At 62.9% G+C, this 15,299-nt stretch carries 15 protein-coding genes and 1 tRNA gene; 11 read left to right on the top strand and 5 right to left on the bottom strand.

Annotated elements, in window-relative coordinates; translation table 11 throughout:
• Positions 1-18 precede the first annotated feature (18 nt).
• The 3 genes from OVA24_RS09980 to OVA24_RS09970 all read left to right on the top strand — a co-directional run bounded on the left by OVA24_RS09980 (position 19) and on the right by OVA24_RS09970 (position 1,947).
• The gene (locus OVA24_RS09980; RefSeq protein ID WP_267675068.1) at positions 19-438 is read left to right on the top strand and encodes an OsmC family protein; all 420 of its coding nucleotides are present in this window, start codon (positions 19-21) and stop codon (positions 436-438) included.
• An 87-nt stretch (positions 439-525) separates the two neighbouring features.
• The gene (locus tag OVA24_RS09975; protein ID WP_267675067.1) at positions 526-1,617 is read left to right on the top strand and encodes a sialidase family protein; all 1,092 of its coding nucleotides are present in this window, start codon (positions 526-528) and stop codon (positions 1,615-1,617) included.
• Between the two features lie 162 nt (positions 1,618-1,779).
• On the top strand, positions 1,780-1,947 hold the full coding sequence (locus OVA24_RS09970; protein ID WP_267675066.1) for a hypothetical protein: 168 nt from the start codon (positions 1,780-1,782) through the stop codon (positions 1,945-1,947).
• Positions 1,948-2,155: 208 nt separating this feature from the next.
• On the opposite strand, the gene OVA24_RS09965 is transcribed toward OVA24_RS09970, so the two are convergent.
• The gene (locus tag OVA24_RS09965) at positions 2,156-3,097 is read right to left on the bottom strand and encodes an alpha/beta hydrolase (protein ID WP_267675065.1); all 942 of its coding nucleotides are present in this window, start codon (positions 3,095-3,097) and stop codon (positions 2,156-2,158) included.
• 323 nt (positions 3,098-3,420) lie between these two features.
• On the opposite strand from OVA24_RS09965, the gene OVA24_RS09960 reads away from it, so the two are divergent.
• Entirely contained in the window at positions 3,421-3,765 is a 345-nt protein-coding gene (locus tag OVA24_RS09960) for a hypothetical protein (RefSeq protein ID WP_267675064.1), read from the top strand.
• 3 nt (positions 3,766-3,768) lie between these two features.
• Here the strand turns inward: OVA24_RS09960 and OVA24_RS09955 are convergent.
• Positions 3,769-3,842, bottom strand: a tRNA-Arg gene (locus tag OVA24_RS09955).
• A gap of 84 nt (positions 3,843-3,926) precedes the next feature.
• Here OVA24_RS09955 and mtnP point away from each other — a divergent pair.
• The 5 genes from mtnP (at position 3,927) to OVA24_RS09930 (ending at position 9,287) form a co-directional block, all read left to right on the top strand.
• Positions 3,927-4,787: an S-methyl-5'-thioadenosine phosphorylase gene (gene mtnP, locus OVA24_RS09950; protein WP_267675063.1), complete on the top strand. Its 861-nt coding sequence runs from the start codon at positions 3,927-3,929 to the stop codon at positions 4,785-4,787.
• Positions 4,788-4,865: 78 nt separating this feature from the next.
• Positions 4,866-5,786, top strand: a complete 921-nt coding sequence (locus OVA24_RS09945; RefSeq protein WP_267675062.1) for a polysaccharide deacetylase family protein — start codon at positions 4,866-4,868, stop codon at positions 5,784-5,786.
• Positions 5,787-5,809: 23 nt separating this feature from the next.
• On the top strand, positions 5,810-7,525 hold the full coding sequence (locus OVA24_RS09940) for a dynamin family protein (protein WP_267675061.1): 1,716 nt from the start codon (positions 5,810-5,812) through the stop codon (positions 7,523-7,525).
• Between the two features lie 116 nt (positions 7,526-7,641).
• Positions 7,642-8,448 (top strand): DUF3108 domain-containing protein, encoded by an 807-nt coding sequence (locus OVA24_RS09935; protein ID WP_267675060.1) that lies wholly within the window; start codon positions 7,642-7,644, stop codon positions 8,446-8,448.
• Between the two features lie 116 nt (positions 8,449-8,564).
• Entirely contained in the window at positions 8,565-9,287 is a 723-nt protein-coding gene (locus tag OVA24_RS09930) for a L,D-transpeptidase family protein (protein ID WP_267675059.1), read from the top strand.
• A 9-nt stretch (positions 9,288-9,296) separates the two neighbouring features.
• Here the strand turns inward: OVA24_RS09930 and OVA24_RS09925 are convergent, their stop codons facing one another.
• The 3 genes from OVA24_RS09925 to OVA24_RS09915 form a co-directional block, all read right to left on the bottom strand.
• Entirely contained in the window at positions 9,297-10,550 is a 1,254-nt protein-coding gene (locus tag OVA24_RS09925) for a PEP-CTERM sorting domain-containing protein (protein WP_267675058.1), read from the bottom strand.
• A gap of 102 nt (positions 10,551-10,652) precedes the next feature.
• Entirely contained in the window at positions 10,653-12,143 is a 1,491-nt protein-coding gene (locus OVA24_RS21345) for a glycoside hydrolase family 16 protein (RefSeq protein ID WP_324287895.1), read from the bottom strand.
• A gap of 123 nt (positions 12,144-12,266) precedes the next feature.
• Positions 12,267-13,346, bottom strand: coding sequence for a substrate-binding domain-containing protein (locus OVA24_RS09915; RefSeq protein ID WP_267675057.1), 1,080 nt, complete (start codon positions 13,344-13,346; stop codon positions 12,267-12,269).
• Positions 13,347-13,518: 172 nt separating this feature from the next.
• Here OVA24_RS09915 and OVA24_RS09910 point away from each other — a divergent pair, with 172 nt between their 5' ends.
• Both OVA24_RS09910 and OVA24_RS09905 read left to right on the top strand, forming a co-directional pair.
• Positions 13,519-14,433 (top strand): hypothetical protein, encoded by a 915-nt coding sequence (locus tag OVA24_RS09910; RefSeq protein WP_267675056.1) that lies wholly within the window; start codon positions 13,519-13,521, stop codon positions 14,431-14,433.
• Between the two features lie 37 nt (positions 14,434-14,470).
• Positions 14,471-15,238, top strand: a complete 768-nt coding sequence (locus tag OVA24_RS09905; protein WP_267675055.1) for a GDSL-type esterase/lipase family protein — start codon at positions 14,471-14,473, stop codon at positions 15,236-15,238.
• Positions 15,239-15,299 lie beyond the last annotated feature (61 nt).

Below are 15,299 nucleotides of genomic sequence, written 5' to 3'. Positions count from 1 at the left end.
TTTCGTAGTCCTATCACCATGAAACGAACCGCATCCGCCCAATGGAATGGCACCCTCAAGGAAGGGTCCGGCACCCTCGAAACCCAGAGCGCGATCCTCAAGGACACGCCGTATTCCTTCCGCTCCCGCTTCGCTGATGGCACGGAGACGAATCCGGAGGAACTCATCGCCGCGGCGCACGCGGGTTGTTTCTCGATGGCGCTGTCCCTCATGCTCGAGCAAGCGGGGTCCCCGCCTGAAAGCATCTCCACCAAGGCGGAGCTGAGCCTCGATACGGACAAGCTGGAGATCACCACCATCGTCCTCACCCTGACCGCAAAGGTCCCCGGCATTTCCGAAGAGAAGTTCCAGGAAGTCGCCCAACAGGCGAAGGCGGGCTGCCCCGTCTCCAAGGTGCTGAAAGCGGAGATCAAGCTGAACGCCACGCTGGAAGCGTGAGTCGGCGTTGGTAACGGCGGAATGACACAACCGTCACATGGTCGCGCTGCGACCCCGCTACTTGCAATGCCCATACTTCCCGCAACCATGCGCCCTGTCGTTTCCCTGCTGTTGTTTCCATCCCTGTTCGGCGTCGCCGCCGCGGATCCCGCGGTCATCGCTTCGGAGTTCATCTATGAATCCGGGCCGTATCCGCAGATCCACGCGACGACCATCGAGGAAACGGCGGAGGGACTGGTGGCCGCATGGTTCGGCGGGACGAAGGAAAGGCACCCGGACGTCGGCATCTGGGTATCCCGGCAGGTCAATGGAAAGTGGACGCCAAGCGTGGAGGTGGCGAACGGCATCCAGTACACTCTCCCGGACGGAAAGGCGGTTCGCCATCCGACCTGGAATCCGGTGCTGTTCCAGCCGCGCGAAGGTCCGCTGATGCTTTTCTACAAGGCCGGGCCAACCCCGCAGACGTGGTGGGGCATGCTCACCACCTCCGTCGACCACGGAAAAACCTGGTCCACCCCGCGCCGCCTGCCGGAAGGCATCCTCGGCCCGGTGAAGAACCGCCCGCTGCAACTCACCGATGGCACCATCCTCTGCCCTACCAGCGAGGAAACGCCGGAGAAGCCCAGCAAGTGGACGGTCCACTTCGAGCGAACCCGGGACCATGGCATCACCTGGCAGCGCACGCCCGCGCTCCATGACGGTCTCGCCATCCAGGCGATCCAGCCCAGCCTGCTGACGCGAAAGGACGGCACGCTGCTGGCCATCGGCCGCACCCGGCAGGACCGTATCTTCACCATTTCCTCCGCCGACCAAGGCGTCACCTGGAGTTCGGTGAGACTGGGCAACCTGCCGAACAACAACTCCGGCACGGACGCCACCACCCTGCGGGACGGCACCCACCTCATCGTCTACAACCACGTCGGCGGCCTGCCGGGGAAATGGGGTGGCATCCGTACCCCGCTGAATGTCTCCGTCTCACAGGATGGCGAAACATGGAAAGCCGCGCTTGTCCTTGAAAAGGACCTCGGCGAATACAGTTACCCCTCCGTCATCCAGTCGAAGGATGGACTCGTCCATATCACCTACACGTGGAAACGCCAACGGGTGAAGCACGTCGTCATCGATCCGGCGAAACTCCAGCCGAAGGAGATGATGGAAGACGGCAGGTGGCCGGAGTGAGTGGCTTCCCAGCGCAATGACTGCTCCACTACGGCTGGGCAGACCGGTGCGACCTTCCTTTTTGATAGGGTCTCCGCAAGCGGCTAGCGGAACGGCTGCGCCGTTACGGTTGTGGCAACCCTCCTCCATCCCTGTGGATCCGCATGGGATGAAACGTCATCCATGAGAGGCAGGGACGATGCGACCACGGAAATCTCCCGCATCACCACCGAGCTGCGCTCCGCCCGGCTGGCCGGGGATCGTGATGCCCAGGGATCGGCTCGGAACGATGAGCGGGAATGGGATCGATCAGTACATTTCCGTGGAAACGGTGGCAGCCAGAGCGGCTGACTCTTCCGTAGCAACAGTGTTAACTGGCAACCGGATTTTAGGCAGTCCGGCCATCAGTGAATTGAGGTGGATGAGCAGCTTGCGGGTGACGGCTTCCGATACCAATGACCCATCGGTGCCATCTTTTCACCAAGCGGAGTCGTGGCAGTTACGTGGCTTTTCCCAGCCGTAGTGGCGCAGTCATTCCGCTACCCGGATTCCGAAACGCCTACTTCGGATAGTCACGCCACAGCCAGCGGAGGGTGTCCGGCAGGATGCTGGCCCCGTGCTTCGAGCTGTGCGCGCCCTCGCCGAAGACGAACTTCACATCATAGCCCTTTCCGCGGAGCGCGGCGTCCATCGCCTTGTTCGCCTCCGGCCATGAACCGAACTGGTTGACGATGTCGTTGCTGCCGTCCTGCAGGAAGACGCGGATGGGCTTCTTCTCCGTACCCCGGACGATCTGGGGATACTTGTCGCCGCCGCGGATGTTGGTGTAGCTGCCGATGAAGCTCATCACCTTGGAAAACTGGTCCGGCCTTTCCCATGCGACGGTGAAGGCGCAGATGGCACCGCTGGAGGAACCGCTGATCCCCCGCCCCGCCGGATCGTCCGTGATCTTCACGTGCTTCTCCGCCAGCGGCATGATCTCCTGCAGCAGGAATTTCGAGTAGGTGTCCCCCAGCGAATTGTATTCCAGCGAGCGGTTGGAGGCCGGTGCCGGACGTCCGTCCGGACGCTTGCGCGGAGCCTCGCCGGGAGCGAGCGGCTTGTCACCCGGGTTGATGAAGATCGCCGCCATCAGCGGCAGGTCATTCTTGTGGATCAGGTTGTCCAGCACCACCGGCACCCGCCAGCCGCCTTTGCGGCCGACGAAGGCGCTGCCGTCCTGGAACACCATCAGCGCGCAGGGCTTTGAGCCGTCATAGCCCGCCGGGATGTAGAGAAACCACTTCCGGTTCACGCCCGGAAAGTTCTTCGAGCCTTCCATGGTGAACTCCATCACCTTTCCCTCCGGCACGCCCGGCTGCGGCTGCGACTCCGGGCCGAGCTTGTACTGCGCATCCGGATCGACGGCGGCGGGCTTCGCCGGTGCGGGTTCCTGGGCGGAAACGGAAACAACGCCGTGAAGGGCGAATGCCGTGAGAAGCGGAAAGAGGGTTTTTCGCATGGTGGTGCGGATATAACCGTTGCGGGAGGGAGAAAGTTTCATCCTGCTTCAATGGAGCGCGGACTTCAGTCCGCCCCATGGAATCCCGTCCTTGCAAGGCCAAGCGGACTGAAGTCCGCGCTCCGTTCCCTACCCTGCGGACAGCGAAGCGCGCCCGGAGAGCAGCCCCGTCCGGCGGATTCATGGATTCTTCCGCCGGGTTGGTCAGAAGAAGGGTGCATCCCGGTCTGACGCCATGCTTCTAACAGCCTTGCTCATCGGCATCAGGTTTCTGGCGGGATCTTCCATTCTTCCTATGGGGTTCCTGCCAGAAACCGTCGGGGGTGAGGACGTTTTGTGACAGGGAACAAATCGACAACGAAAGCGTCCTGCGGCAAAGCTGTGGAGTGGGTATCAGAAAGCACTGGGGTCACGCCGTTTGGGCCATTGTCAGCGCGGGGCTTTTCGTTTGGTCCGCCTGGTCGTTCAACGAAGTCGAACATCATGAGGGACCGGGCGTCATCTTCTATGAAGAAATGGTAGGAACCCCGGTCGGAGAAGAGGAATACAAGGAGCGCATGAGATCGACCTGCACCGCGCTGGCCCTGTTCGGGATCGTCTCGACCATCTGCCTCATCGCCTCGGTCCGGGATGAGCGGAAGGGTCCGAAGGCTCGTTGGATGAAATGAAAGCGCGCTCGACTGGATTCGAACCAGTGACCGTCCGCTTAGAAGGCGGATGCTCTATCCAGCTGAGCTACGAGCGCTTTGGGGGCACAGGTTTTAGCAACGGCGGGCGGCCAAGTCAAAAACCGCTTTGAAAAAATCCTCCTGCGGCTAACTACCGGTCCATGGAACCAGCGATCGGGATCATCGGCGGCAGCGGGCTTTACGAATTGGACGGCTTCGAGAGGACGGAGGAACGGGTGGTGGAGACGCCGTTCGGCGAGCCGTCGGACGCTCTGGTGGGCGGCATCCTTTCCGGCAGGCAGGTGTGGTTCCTGCCGCGGCACGGGCGCGGGCACCGCATCCTGCCGACGGAGATCAACCACCGGGCGAACCTCTGGGCGCTGCGGAGCCTGAACGTGCGCTGGCTGATCTGCGTGACGGCGGTGGGCAGCCTGAAGGAGGAATACCGGCCGCGTGACGTGGTGCTGCCGGACCAATACTTCGACCGGACGAGCCGGAGAGAACACCACACGTTCTTCGGCGGCGGCATCGTCGGCCATGTGGCGTTCGCGGATCCGGTGAGCGCGGGGCTGCGGGCGATCCTGCGCGGGGCGTGCGAGAGCAGCCTGCTGCCCTACCATGACGGGGGGACGTATGTGAACATGGACGGCCCGGCGTTTTCCACCCGGGCGGAGAGCAACGCGAACCGGCAGCTCGGCTTCGACGTCATTGGCATGACGAACCTGCCGGAGGCGAAGCTGGCGAGGGAGGCGGAGATCGCGCTGGCGACGCTGTGCATGGTGACGGACTACGACTGCTGGAAGGTGGAGGAGGAGGCGGTGACGGCCGGGGCGGTGATCGCCCACCTGCATGCGAACGTGGCGAACGCGAAAAAGCTGCTGGCCGCCGCCATCCCGCAGATCCCCACGACACCTGACTGGCCGGAACACTCCGCGCTGGATGGCGCGATCATGACGCCGTCCCACCTGTGGCCGGCGGAGAAGAAAGCGGCGCTTGCCCCGCTGCTGGCGCGTTTCGGCTGAAATTTGCAACGCAAAGATAGTCGTGACATTGATCCCGCTTTGTTTAGCCTCCCTGAAACATTTCCTCCGCATATCCCCATGCAAAGCCCCATCGAAAAGCTCGGCTCGAACATCATCACCACCCTCGGGAACGATGACGGCCTCTCCGCCCTCTCCCGCCGCGGCTTCCTGGCGATGACCGCCACGCTGGCAAGCTGCTCCGCAGCCGCCCCCCTTCCGCCGCAAGGTTCCGCTGCGGCACCGGTGAAGACGAAGCCGAACACCGCCTACCGCACGCCTCCGGTACAGGGTCCCGTACCGCGCAACCCGGACGGCAACCACAGCAGCAACTTTTCCAAGGACGGCGGCATCACCTACTCCCGCGTCCTCGTTTCCGGGAACTACGTGGCGATGACCTTCGACGACGGCCCGCACCCGCAGAACACCCCGCGCCTGCTGGACATGCTGCGCGCCCGCAACATCAAGGCGACTTTCTACGTCATCGGCCGCAGCGTGGATCTCTACCCGAATGTGGTCCGCCGCACCGTCGCGGAGGGCCATGAGATCGGCAACCACACGCACACACACCGCCTGCTGAGCAAGCTGGGCATGGATGATGTGCGTCAGGAGATCAGCCGCTGCCGCGACGCGATCGTCCGCGCCGCCGGGGTGCAGCCGCGCACCATGCGCCCGCCCTACGGTGGCATGCTCCAGACCCAGCGCGAGATGGTCTTCAAGGAGTTCGGCAACCCATGCATCCTGTGGTCCGTGGACCCTCTGGACTGGAAGCGCCCCGGCCCGGGCGTGGTCAGCTCCCGCATCCTTTCCGGCACGACCGCCGGCAGCATCATCCTGGCGCACGACCTGCACTCACAGACCGTGGACGCCATGCCCGCCGCCATGGACGGCCTGCTGAAGCGCGGCTTCCGCTTTGTCACGGTTTCCCAGCTTCTGGCCATGAAAATGGACAGCGCGGCCGCAACCGCACAGACCTCGGACGCCGCAGCCCCGGCCCACTGAACCTACCGGACCGCTGACAAGGCATGTTCGGCGAGCGTTACTTCGCCACGCGCGAACGGTTGTCCGGCGTGATGACCGGCATTTCCGCCCTTGCGGGCGAAACGGGTGCGGACATCACCGGCAAGCTGCCTTTCGAGGAGATCGAAAAGGGCCTGGGCAATCCGTTCCTGTTCGTCATCTGCGGGGAGGTGAACGCGGGGAAATCCACGCTCATCAACGGTCTGTTCGGCCAGGATCTGTGCAAGGTGAACGTCCTGCCGGAAACCCACCGGGTGACCTGGTACCGCCATGGCCCGGTCGCGCGGGATGTGGAGATCACCCCGGTGCTGGAGGAACGCTACCGGCCGGTCGGCTTCCTGAAGGACTTCTCCCTGGTGGACACACCGGGGACGAACTCCGTGGTGAAGGACCACCAGCAGATCACGGAGCGGTTCCTGCCTGCGGCGGACCTTATCCTCTTCGTCTTCCCCGTCACCAATCCATGGGGCGCGGCAACGTGGGACTTCGTGTCAAAAATCCCGGAAGGCGGCCTGAACCGCGTGGCCTTCATCATCCAGCAGAAGGACCAGCGGGAACCCACGGACATCAGCGTGATCCTGGGACACATGCGGGATCTTTCGATGAAGCGCATCGGCCACGTGCCGCCGATCTTCGCGGTGTCCGGAAAACTCGCCTGCGAGGCGAAGAAGACGGCTCCCTTTTCCCGCAGCCAGTTGGAGAAAAGCGGCTTTCCGGAGCTGGAGGACTTCATCTCCCGGCAGGTCTGCGGATCTCCGGAACGCCGTGCGCTGCTGGAGACATGGCGGTCCCAGGCGTCCTCCGCCCTGCGCACCGTGGAAGATTGCATCGAGGGCCAGACGCGCACGCTCGATGACCAGGACCGTTTCTTGCACCAGATCGAGCGGGAGATCGACGCGATGCGCGAACGCTTCGTGGCCCGACTGTCCCGCCACCTACCGGGCGTGGCGGAAGTGTTCCAAACGGAGGCAGTGTGGGTGTCCAATGTGCTTTCCTCCCGGCTGGGCGCGGCCCGTTCGACCTTCCGCCTGTTCACCGGGGACCGCACCGGCCAGGAGATGGAGTCGCTTTTCATCGAACGGCTGCAGGCCGCCATCGAAGCCGTTGCCGAGGCCGACGGAATGGAGGTTGCGGAAGCGTGCCGCCACCACTGGGGCGAACTGCGGGAGCGGGTGAAGGCGTCGATGGGTGTGGACCTGGACGGATCCCACCCCATCGAAGAGACCCTGTCGGTGGCGAAGCAACGGTTCGTCAACCGGCTGGGCCGGAATGCCCAGCAGAGCATCGGCAACCTTAAGGTGCGCAACCAACTGGACAAGGTGCTGCGCCGCCGGAACGTGGCCCTGAAGTCATTCACCTTCATGACATTGGCACTGGTGACGGTGGCGGGGACATTGGGAGCGCTTTCCGTGCCCTGGCTTCCGTTCATTTTCTGCGGAGCGGCTTTCCTGTTCCTCGCGGGTGGCTTTTTCACCGCCTGGGCGACGCGGAAACGCATCGTGCTGGAGTTCCGCGACCGCCTTTTGGACACCTGCGGTGCCTTCGCCACCACCCTGCGCAATGATTACGAGGAGGCGTTAAGAGCCGTTTTCCAGGACTACGGCGACTCCCTGACCGCGGTGCGGAAGCACCTGGCGAAGGAAAAGCAGGCCGTGGAACCAAGGCTGAAACAGTGGAAGGAGCTGTTCCTGACCCTGAAAGCCATCGAGCAGGAACTATAACCCACGGGTATCGAATAAGAAACACCGCGGATCCGTTTCAACAACGGCACCTGAGCAGCCTTGCACTTTCCCTCGTTTCAGCCGATTAGTCCCCCCGGGCGCACTTCCCTCCCATCTTGAACTTCCTCCGCAGCACCATCCTGATCGCATTGGCAGCCACCGGGCTCGCGACCGCCGGACCGGAATGGCAGCGTGACGTCACCTCCCCGGATCTGGGCAACCACCCCCGGCTGGAACCCATCGCCCTGGACTACCAGGCGAGTTGGAAGGGTGTGCTCAACTCCGGGCACATGCACATGGAATTCGCCCCGCCGGGTGAGAAGAAACCCGGAGCCTATGTGGTGAAGGCCTACGCGCGCAGCCAGGGTGCCGCCGCCCAACTGCACCCCTACCAGTTTGATGCCTGGGCGGAGATCAATCCCTCCACCCTCCGGTCCCGCTACATCCGCACCAGTGAGACGGACAAGAACGGCAAAGAAGTCTCCATCGTCCGCTACTTTCCCGACCGGGTCGATTGCCACACGACCTACAAGCCATCGGACGGCGGCAAGACCGGCACCACCACCCGGACCTTCAACCATCCGGGGATCTTCGATCTTTTCGCGGTCATGCTGCACATCCGCAGCCAGCCGCTTGCGGATGGGGACCACATCAACGTCGTCATCCAGTCCACGGACCAGCCCTACCTGCTGAAAGTGCACTGCCTGGGCCGTGAGATCCACAACGGGCAGAACACCATCAAGCTCTCCGTAGGCATGCTGAAGATCGACCGCACCTCCCTGGAACTGCGGCCCTACAAGAAATTGAAACGCGACGCCACCCTTTGGCTCAGCGATGACTACGACCGCGTGCCACTCGAACTGCGGGCTGACATTTTCCTCGGCGATGTCCGGGTCGTCCTGACCCAGAGGAAGAAGCTCTGACCGCCACCGCCGGAGATGAACGAATCATCTTCTTTCAAATCGGCGGATCCGTGCGATCAGTGGTCATCCTGCCCCGGTCGGATAAACTTCATCACCACACCAACGCTCCTGTCCTGATGCGCCTCATTGCCCTCATCTCCGCCCTCCTTGCCCCGTTGGTCTCCGCCTTCGAACTTCCCGCCAACAGCAGCCAGTGCATCGTCGGCATCGCGGAGGGCTGGAACAGCTCGAACGTGACCCTGACCGTCTATGAGAAGCGGAAGGGAAAATGGGCCGCCACAGGCGCGCCGTGGACGGGCAGACTGGGGAAAAACGGCTTGGCGTGGGGTCTGGGGCTGCACCCGAACCCGAAGGAGGCCACCCTGAAAAAGGAAGGTGACATGCGCTCACCCGCCGGAGTCTACGACCTGGGAGGGGCCTGGGGCTACGATAAGTCGATCCAGAAGAACGCGAAACTCCCCTACCGCCAGATCACCAGCCGCGACCTGTGGGTGGAGGATCCGCAATCCCCGTCCTACAACCGGAACATCCTGCTCGACCGGGAGCCTTCCACACCCTGGGAAAAGAAGCAGCAGATGAAACAGAATGACTACCCGCAGTCGCTGAAGCTCTTCATCTCCCACAACGCGCCGCCGCGCGTGGTGCCGAACGGTGGTTCCTCCATCTTCTTCCACATCTGGCGCGGGGAAGGTTCACGCGCCACCGCCGGATGCACCACCATGCAGGAAGGCCACCTCCGCAGACTCATCGCCGGTGTCGATCCGGCACGCAGGCCTGTCTATGTCCTGTTGCCGAAGGCGGAATACGACGTGCGACGCGCGGAGTGGAAACTGCCCTGATGACTGCCGTCATCCCTGCCTGCGGCGGCGTACCAACAGGCCGAGACCGGCCAGCGCACCAAGCAGCGCGGTGGATGGCTCCGGGACTTGGTTCGAAATGAGGGCGAAGCTGAACGCCGGTTCCGTGCCAATATTCTGGAGCGTGGGATCCGCCGTCAGGGTCTGGAGATCACGCCCTTCGACGACCCAACGCTGGGTCTCCGGATCATAGGCGTAGCTGTAGATGTTGTCCCCGTTGTTGGTGCCGACATCCCCTTCCGCGCTGATGAGGAGGACACTGTTGGTCGGATCGTAGCCAGTGGTGGAGATCAGCCACTTGCCGGTGGTGCCCTTGGTCACGGTGGCGATGCCGGATCCTGCGGTGACATTCGCCGCACCATCGACACGGCCCATGGCGACCACGCCTTCCTGGCCGGTTGGGATATAGACGAATGCGGCGGGATCGTTCTCCGTGTTTCCGGAGTCACTGCTGCGGACAATGATATTGAAGGTGCCGTCCTCATTGGCGCGGCTGGAGGCATGGTTCGCCTCGTTCTTTCCACCGACCACCAGGAGGATCCCGTTCTGGCTGGTGGCGGGCAGCCCGCTGCCTGGTGCGTTGAAGCCGGTGAGGTTCACATTATAGACGCCCGCGTTGGCGGTGCCGTCATAGACTGTCCAGCCGCCCGTATTGGTCGCTCCACTGCCTGCGGTGAGGCCCGAGTAAGAACTGCGGAAACTGGTGATGGGATCGTTGTTGCCCGCGTTGTTGAGCCAGCCGCCGATGAATTCGGTGTATTTGAAGTAGCCAACCGCCTGGTTGACGTTCCACTCATCCCCGGCCTTCGCGCCGCTGCTGATGGCGGTGGGTCCGATGAAGGTCGCGGAGGCATAGCCGCCGCCGCTGGGCTGGATGGATGCGGTGGCATAGCCGCGGCCCGGCCCAATGGCGGGGAGGTCATCCTCCGGAGTGGCACCAGGAATCATCGGTCCTTCATTGCTGCGGCCGTTCTCCGCGATGGAGACGATCATGATCCCGCCGGACAGCTCCGCCGCCGCACTGGTACCGCCGAAACGGATGGCATAGTCACCGCGGTTCCCGCCCGCATAGGTAATGCCGCCCTGCGCGTACCCGAAGGCCCCTGAAACACCGGCCGCGCTGTTGCCGATGTCATTCTGCGTGATGGTCAGGTTGCCTGCGACGATCGCCCCGTCGGCGGACGAAAGGGCGAGTACGAAGCCGAGTCCAGCGGAGAGAAAAAGCGAAGTTGAACGGAGGCGCATGGCGTGGAGGAAAGGGCCGCCTTCCTCCGCATCCAAGAGATGCTGACCAACAGAATCGTAACAAGAAATGCCGCTTTCCTCCGCCCTCACGGAGGCCCGGCCTTATTTCCGCTCCCAGATGCGGATGTAGTCGATCTCATAGTCCCAGTTCGACTCGTCCGTGGTCATCTTCTTCATCGCGTCCTTCGCAAACTCGATGCCGATCTGGTTTGTGATGAGCACGTGCGCGGGCACAGTGTTCCATTCGTAATAGACCTGCTTGATCGGGTGTCCGTCGAGAATCCAGATCGGGCGGTCCTTGTGCCAGTCGAGGGCGAAGACGTGGAAATCCTCGGAGAAGTCCATTCCGGGAACGTACTCGTTGTCCTTGTTGAGGGCGCTGAAGATGGTGTAAGGATTGCCGAATTTGTCCGGCTGGTTGTTGACCTGGATGTTCACCGCCAGCTCGCGGGTTTTCTCCCGCCCCTGCCAGTTGAAGAACTCGAAGATGTCGATCTCCGGCGGCCAGCCGAGCTTGGAGAAGGTTCCGTCCGGATACTGCACGCCGGGGTTCAGCCAGAACGAGGGCCACGCTCCGATGCCCTTGGTCAGCTTCGCCCGCATCTCGATATACATGCCGGGGGTGATTTCGACTTTGCCGCGCAGCATGCCGGACTCGATGCCGCCCTTGCGGAGTCCGCCGCCGTCCGGGATCCTGCCTTTCAGGGTGAGGGTCTTGTCGCCGAAGACGTGGAGGTTCTTCGGGCTGTCGTCCGGATAGTCGCGATGAACGCTCCAGTAGGTCGCCAGGGTGTCGAGGCGGCCCTTGTCATAGATGTAGCGGTAGTAAAACTCCCGGTCCAGATCGGCGCGGTTTTTGATGGTTGCGTCGGCGCGGTTCTTGCCGAAGGTCCAGTCCTTCACCAGGACGAGATTCTGGCCGTAGGGGCGGCTGTGGTCCGCGGGGGATTCGGTCTTGGTGATGTAGGGCTTGGTGGCGCCGGGAGCCACCTTCGGCTCGGCGGGTGCGGGCGGTCCGCCCTTGAACGCCTTCAGGTCATTCAGGAGAACGGAGTAGGCTGCCTTTGGCGGATCGACATAGAGGTGAATCGAGCTAACCCTCGACTTGTCGAGGGCGTAGCCGCTGCCGCCGAAGGTCTTGCCAAAGGTGGTCTTGAGGGTCTTCGTCTCACCGGGCCCCACCCGGACGAGCTCGTTGTTCCATGGATTCGGCTCGGACGACTTGTTGTCCAGCCGGAGATAGACGGTAGCGGTTTCCTTGCCGGGGTTGCTGACACTGACCTGGACACCGCCGTAGTCGGAGAGATCCCACCCGCCACCGGGGACAGGGAAGTAGATGCCGGGGTAGCCTTTCGCCGCGGGGAAATCGACCTTGATCGCCGGGCGGCCGCCGCCTTCCGGATGGCCGATGCCGAAGGTCGCGCCGTGCGCGGAACTCAACCCTTCCAGGTTGAGTGTTCCCTGGAATTCGAAGAGGCTCCCGGTCTGCGGCGGCTTCCTGACGGCGGCGTCCTGTGCGGTGGAGGTGAAGGCCAGGCCCGCCCACGCGGAGAGCGTGGCAACCAGCAGTCGGGTGGTGATGGGGCGGATCATGGGGTTGGGGAAATGGGATGGATGGACAGGCGCAGAGGTGTATGCCAGCGGTAGCCGGACGCGGGATCAAATTGTGAGGTTTTTTGCTGAACAGTTAAGCCAAGCACAGCCGGATGACATATATCACGGCGCGTGCTGCTGGAGGAGATATCCCTCGGGCGAAAGGAAACCGTCGATGGGTTTGCCGAGGGTCTCCCCCTTCTGCCAGAACTCATCGACCTGCCAGCAGCGCGGGTTGTCCCGGATGCCCAGATCCCCGCTTTCCAGCAGCAATGAAACCATCTCCACCGCGTTCCGCCCGATGCCGTGGTAGTCCCGCCTCAGACCGGACAACCCGTCGCGCTGGGCGTTCACGCAGAACAGGGAGATATCCCTGGGAACGGAAAGGTTCATCTCCTCCAGCCAGCCGGTGATCTCCCTTTCGTCGTGGACGATCAACACATCCGGGCGGTATTTCCTGACCCATGAGGCGAAGGTTTTCCCGTTCCATGCGCCGGTGGAGGAGGCGATGGGCAGCCGCTGCGCGGGCTTCTGCCGGAGCTGGCCCAACAGGTAGGCGGCGTAGTAGGTGCCGCGCTGGTGCTTGTTCTGTGTCGGTTCGATCGCCATACCGATGCGCCGGTAGCCCGCTTTCTTCAGCAGGTGCAGTGCCTCGATCATCTTGTTGTAGTCGGACGTCTCGACGTGGTGGAGGTTGCGCGGGTGCCAGAGCGTGCGCCCGATCTCGACCGCCGCGAAGTTCTTCCAGTCGAACATCAGCCGCGGTTGGCCGGACATCAGCCGCGGGATGACAATCAGCCCGCGGATGCCACGCGCGTGCATGACCCGGCCGAGCTGACGGTGCTCCGAGGGCTTTCCGGAAAGGGTGAAGGATTCCAGCTTGTAGCCCATGCTCCGCGCCCGCTCGCAGGCACCGGTCCACAGCCGCTCCTGATAGACCGGGAAAGGATCGAGCGTGGGATCGTCCAGCGAGAACTCGGTGAGGAAGGCCAGCGTTTCCTTGTAACGGTGCTCCTTCGGCTGACGTGCGAGCGACAACGCCTTCGAAAGCATCGGTTGCGCTTGGTAGTCCAGCGCCTCCGCCGCCTCGCGGACTTTCCTCCGGGTCGCCTCCGAAATCCTCCCGACACCCCGCAGGGCAAGCGAAACGGTCGCGATGCTCAGGGCCGTGTGGCTGGCGATTTCACGGATCGTGGACGGCATTGAAAATCAGAACTAGCGGTTCGGGATGATCGGGCAAGCTTCCGGACCAGACAGGTACCAAGGGAAGCATTCACAAGGATTAACTGTTAACCGACGAATGACTTGGCGGACAGCACCATTCCAAAAATATTCCGCCCCGATGAAACTCCTGCCCTTCGGTCCGTTATGGTGTATGTCAGTGATCGCAGGCTTGGGCGTGGCACCGCTCCAGGCCGGTGTGATCCTTTACGAAGGCTTCGACTACAACATCGCCAACAACACCTCGATCCATGGCACGCAGGCGACCGGCAGCGGCATCCAGGGGAACTGGACGGTGACGAACACCGGCCCGGGCAGCCCATCCAGCACCTACCAGACGGCGGGCCTGTCCTTCGGGCCGAATTTCGCCACCAGCAGCGGTGGCTCCCTGCGGTTGGGCGCGACCTACGGCAGCGGCACCAATGTAGTGACAACGGCAACTGTCAGCCTGTCCGCAACGGCGACAGGAACGGTGTGGGGAAGCTACCTTGCGAACTACACCACCATCGGACTCGCCAATGGCGGATCGATGCTTGCCGGTGTTGCCACGACCGCGGAAGGGACCACCAGCAACCTGAAGGCAGGCGTGGCTTCCAACACACTCGCCACCGACCGGAAACTCGCCGCCGGATATGACAACTCCAGCACGGTTTCCGGGAACTTCGCGTTCGCTACCGGCACGACCTATCTCTTCATCTCCCGTTTCACCAATGTCGGGGCCACCCTCGGCGGAGGGACCAACGGAGTCGCCACGACGTGGGCACTCACCCTGGCGCAGTATGAGAACTGGCTCTCCACCGGTGCGACGGAAGCTGGCCTCGACAACAACTACAGCGTCCGCGTGAACGACACCTCGACATCCGGCACGTCCGCATTCGACCCGACCGGCCATCTCATGTTCCGTGCCGACGCTCCCGACAACAATGGTTCATCTATGATCGCGGTCGTGGATGAGATCCGCTTCGGCACCGCCCTGGCTGATGTCCATGTTGTGCCGGAGCCTTCCGCTGTTTTGCTCGGCAGCGGGGCCGGAATGATCCCTTTCCTCCGCCGGCGGCGCATGGCATGAAATGCCGGAGCCGCAAAACCCATTCTTCCAAAACTCCATGAAATCCCTCCGCCCGATCCTGCTCACCGCAGTCTGCATCGCCTCCTCGCTGCCTGGCGTCACGCACGCGCAGGTGAATGGGCCGACACCCTACCCTGACGCGAAGAACGAAGCCGCCTGGCCGGGCAAAGGCCCGATCCGCTCGTTCGGTTGGATGGTGGACAACCGGAAGTATTTCTGGACCCAGCGTGAGAAGGCCAAGGGCGCCGTCGTGCTGGTCGGTGATTCCCTCACCGCCGGATGGAAGCCGGATGTTCTGGCAGCCGCATTCCCGGGGCTGAAGATCGCGAACCGTGGTGTCGGTGGCGACACCAGCCGGGGCGTGCTGTTCCGCTTCAAGGAGGACGTCCTGGATCTGCAGCCACGCGCGGTCATGCTGCTGGTCGGCGGAAATGATCTGAGTGCCCACGGTGATCCCAAATACGCCGCGGAAAACATGGCCATCATGCTGGACATGGTGCAGGCCCATGATCCGGACCTCCCGGTCATCCTCGCCCAGGGTCCACCGAGCGCGAGTCCGGAAGCCCCCCACAAGCCGGGTGCCCGCGCGGACCTGAACACCCGCATCGCCAAGCTGGCGGAAGGCCGGAAAAACGTGACGCTGGTAGATCTCTTCACCCCCCTCGCCACCGCGGACGGAAAGCCGGTGCCGGAGTATTTCGCGAAGGATCTCGTCCACATCTCCCCGGCAGGCTATCAGAAGTGGCTCACCGTGCTGGTGCCCGTGTTCGACAAGCTCGGGCTGAAGGGTGCGGCGCAGCCTTGAGATTCCACAAGTGTTGCGCCATGGAAAACGGCGGAATTTGAACGAAAAGAACACAAGCGTT

The sequence above is a fragment of the Luteolibacter sp. SL250 genome (assembly GCF_026625605.1).
GTDB lineage: Bacteria > Verrucomicrobiota > Verrucomicrobiia > Verrucomicrobiales > Akkermansiaceae > Luteolibacter.
Note: the sequence above shows the minus strand (reverse complement) of the source record. Positions and strands in the feature narration are given on the sequence as shown.

Coding starts and splice junctions, on each gene's coding strand:
- OVA24_RS09980 (WP_267675068.1), top strand. CDS start 19: ATGAAACGAACCGCATCCGCCCAATGGAATGGCACCCTCAAGGAAGGG.
- OVA24_RS09975 (WP_267675067.1), top strand. CDS start 526: ATGCGCCCTGTCGTTTCCCTGCTGTTGTTTCCATCCCTGTTCGGCGTC.
- OVA24_RS09970 (WP_267675066.1), top strand. CDS start 1,780: ATGAGAGGCAGGGACGATGCGACCACGGAAATCTCCCGCATCACCACC.
- OVA24_RS09965 (WP_267675065.1), bottom strand. CDS start 3,097: ATGCGAAAAACCCTCTTTCCGCTTCTCACGGCATTCGCCCTTCACGGC.
- mtnP (WP_267675063.1), top strand. CDS start 3,927: ATGGAACCAGCGATCGGGATCATCGGCGGCAGCGGGCTTTACGAATTG.
- OVA24_RS09945 (WP_267675062.1), top strand. CDS start 4,866: ATGCAAAGCCCCATCGAAAAGCTCGGCTCGAACATCATCACCACCCTC.
- OVA24_RS09940 (WP_267675061.1), top strand. CDS start 5,810: ATGTTCGGCGAGCGTTACTTCGCCACGCGCGAACGGTTGTCCGGCGTG.
- OVA24_RS09930 (WP_267675059.1), top strand. CDS start 8,565: ATGCGCCTCATTGCCCTCATCTCCGCCCTCCTTGCCCCGTTGGTCTCC.
- OVA24_RS09925 (WP_267675058.1), bottom strand. CDS start 10,550: ATGCGCCTCCGTTCAACTTCGCTTTTTCTCTCCGCTGGACTCGGCTTC.
- OVA24_RS21345 (WP_324287895.1), bottom strand. CDS start 12,143: ATGATCCGCCCCATCACCACCCGACTGCTGGTTGCCACGCTCTCCGCG.
- OVA24_RS09915 (WP_267675057.1), bottom strand. CDS start 13,346: ATGCCGTCCACGATCCGTGAAATCGCCAGCCACACGGCCCTGAGCATC.
- OVA24_RS09910 (WP_267675056.1), top strand. CDS start 13,519: ATGTCAGTGATCGCAGGCTTGGGCGTGGCACCGCTCCAGGCCGGTGTG.
- OVA24_RS09905 (WP_267675055.1), top strand. CDS start 14,471: ATGAAATCCCTCCGCCCGATCCTGCTCACCGCAGTCTGCATCGCCTCC.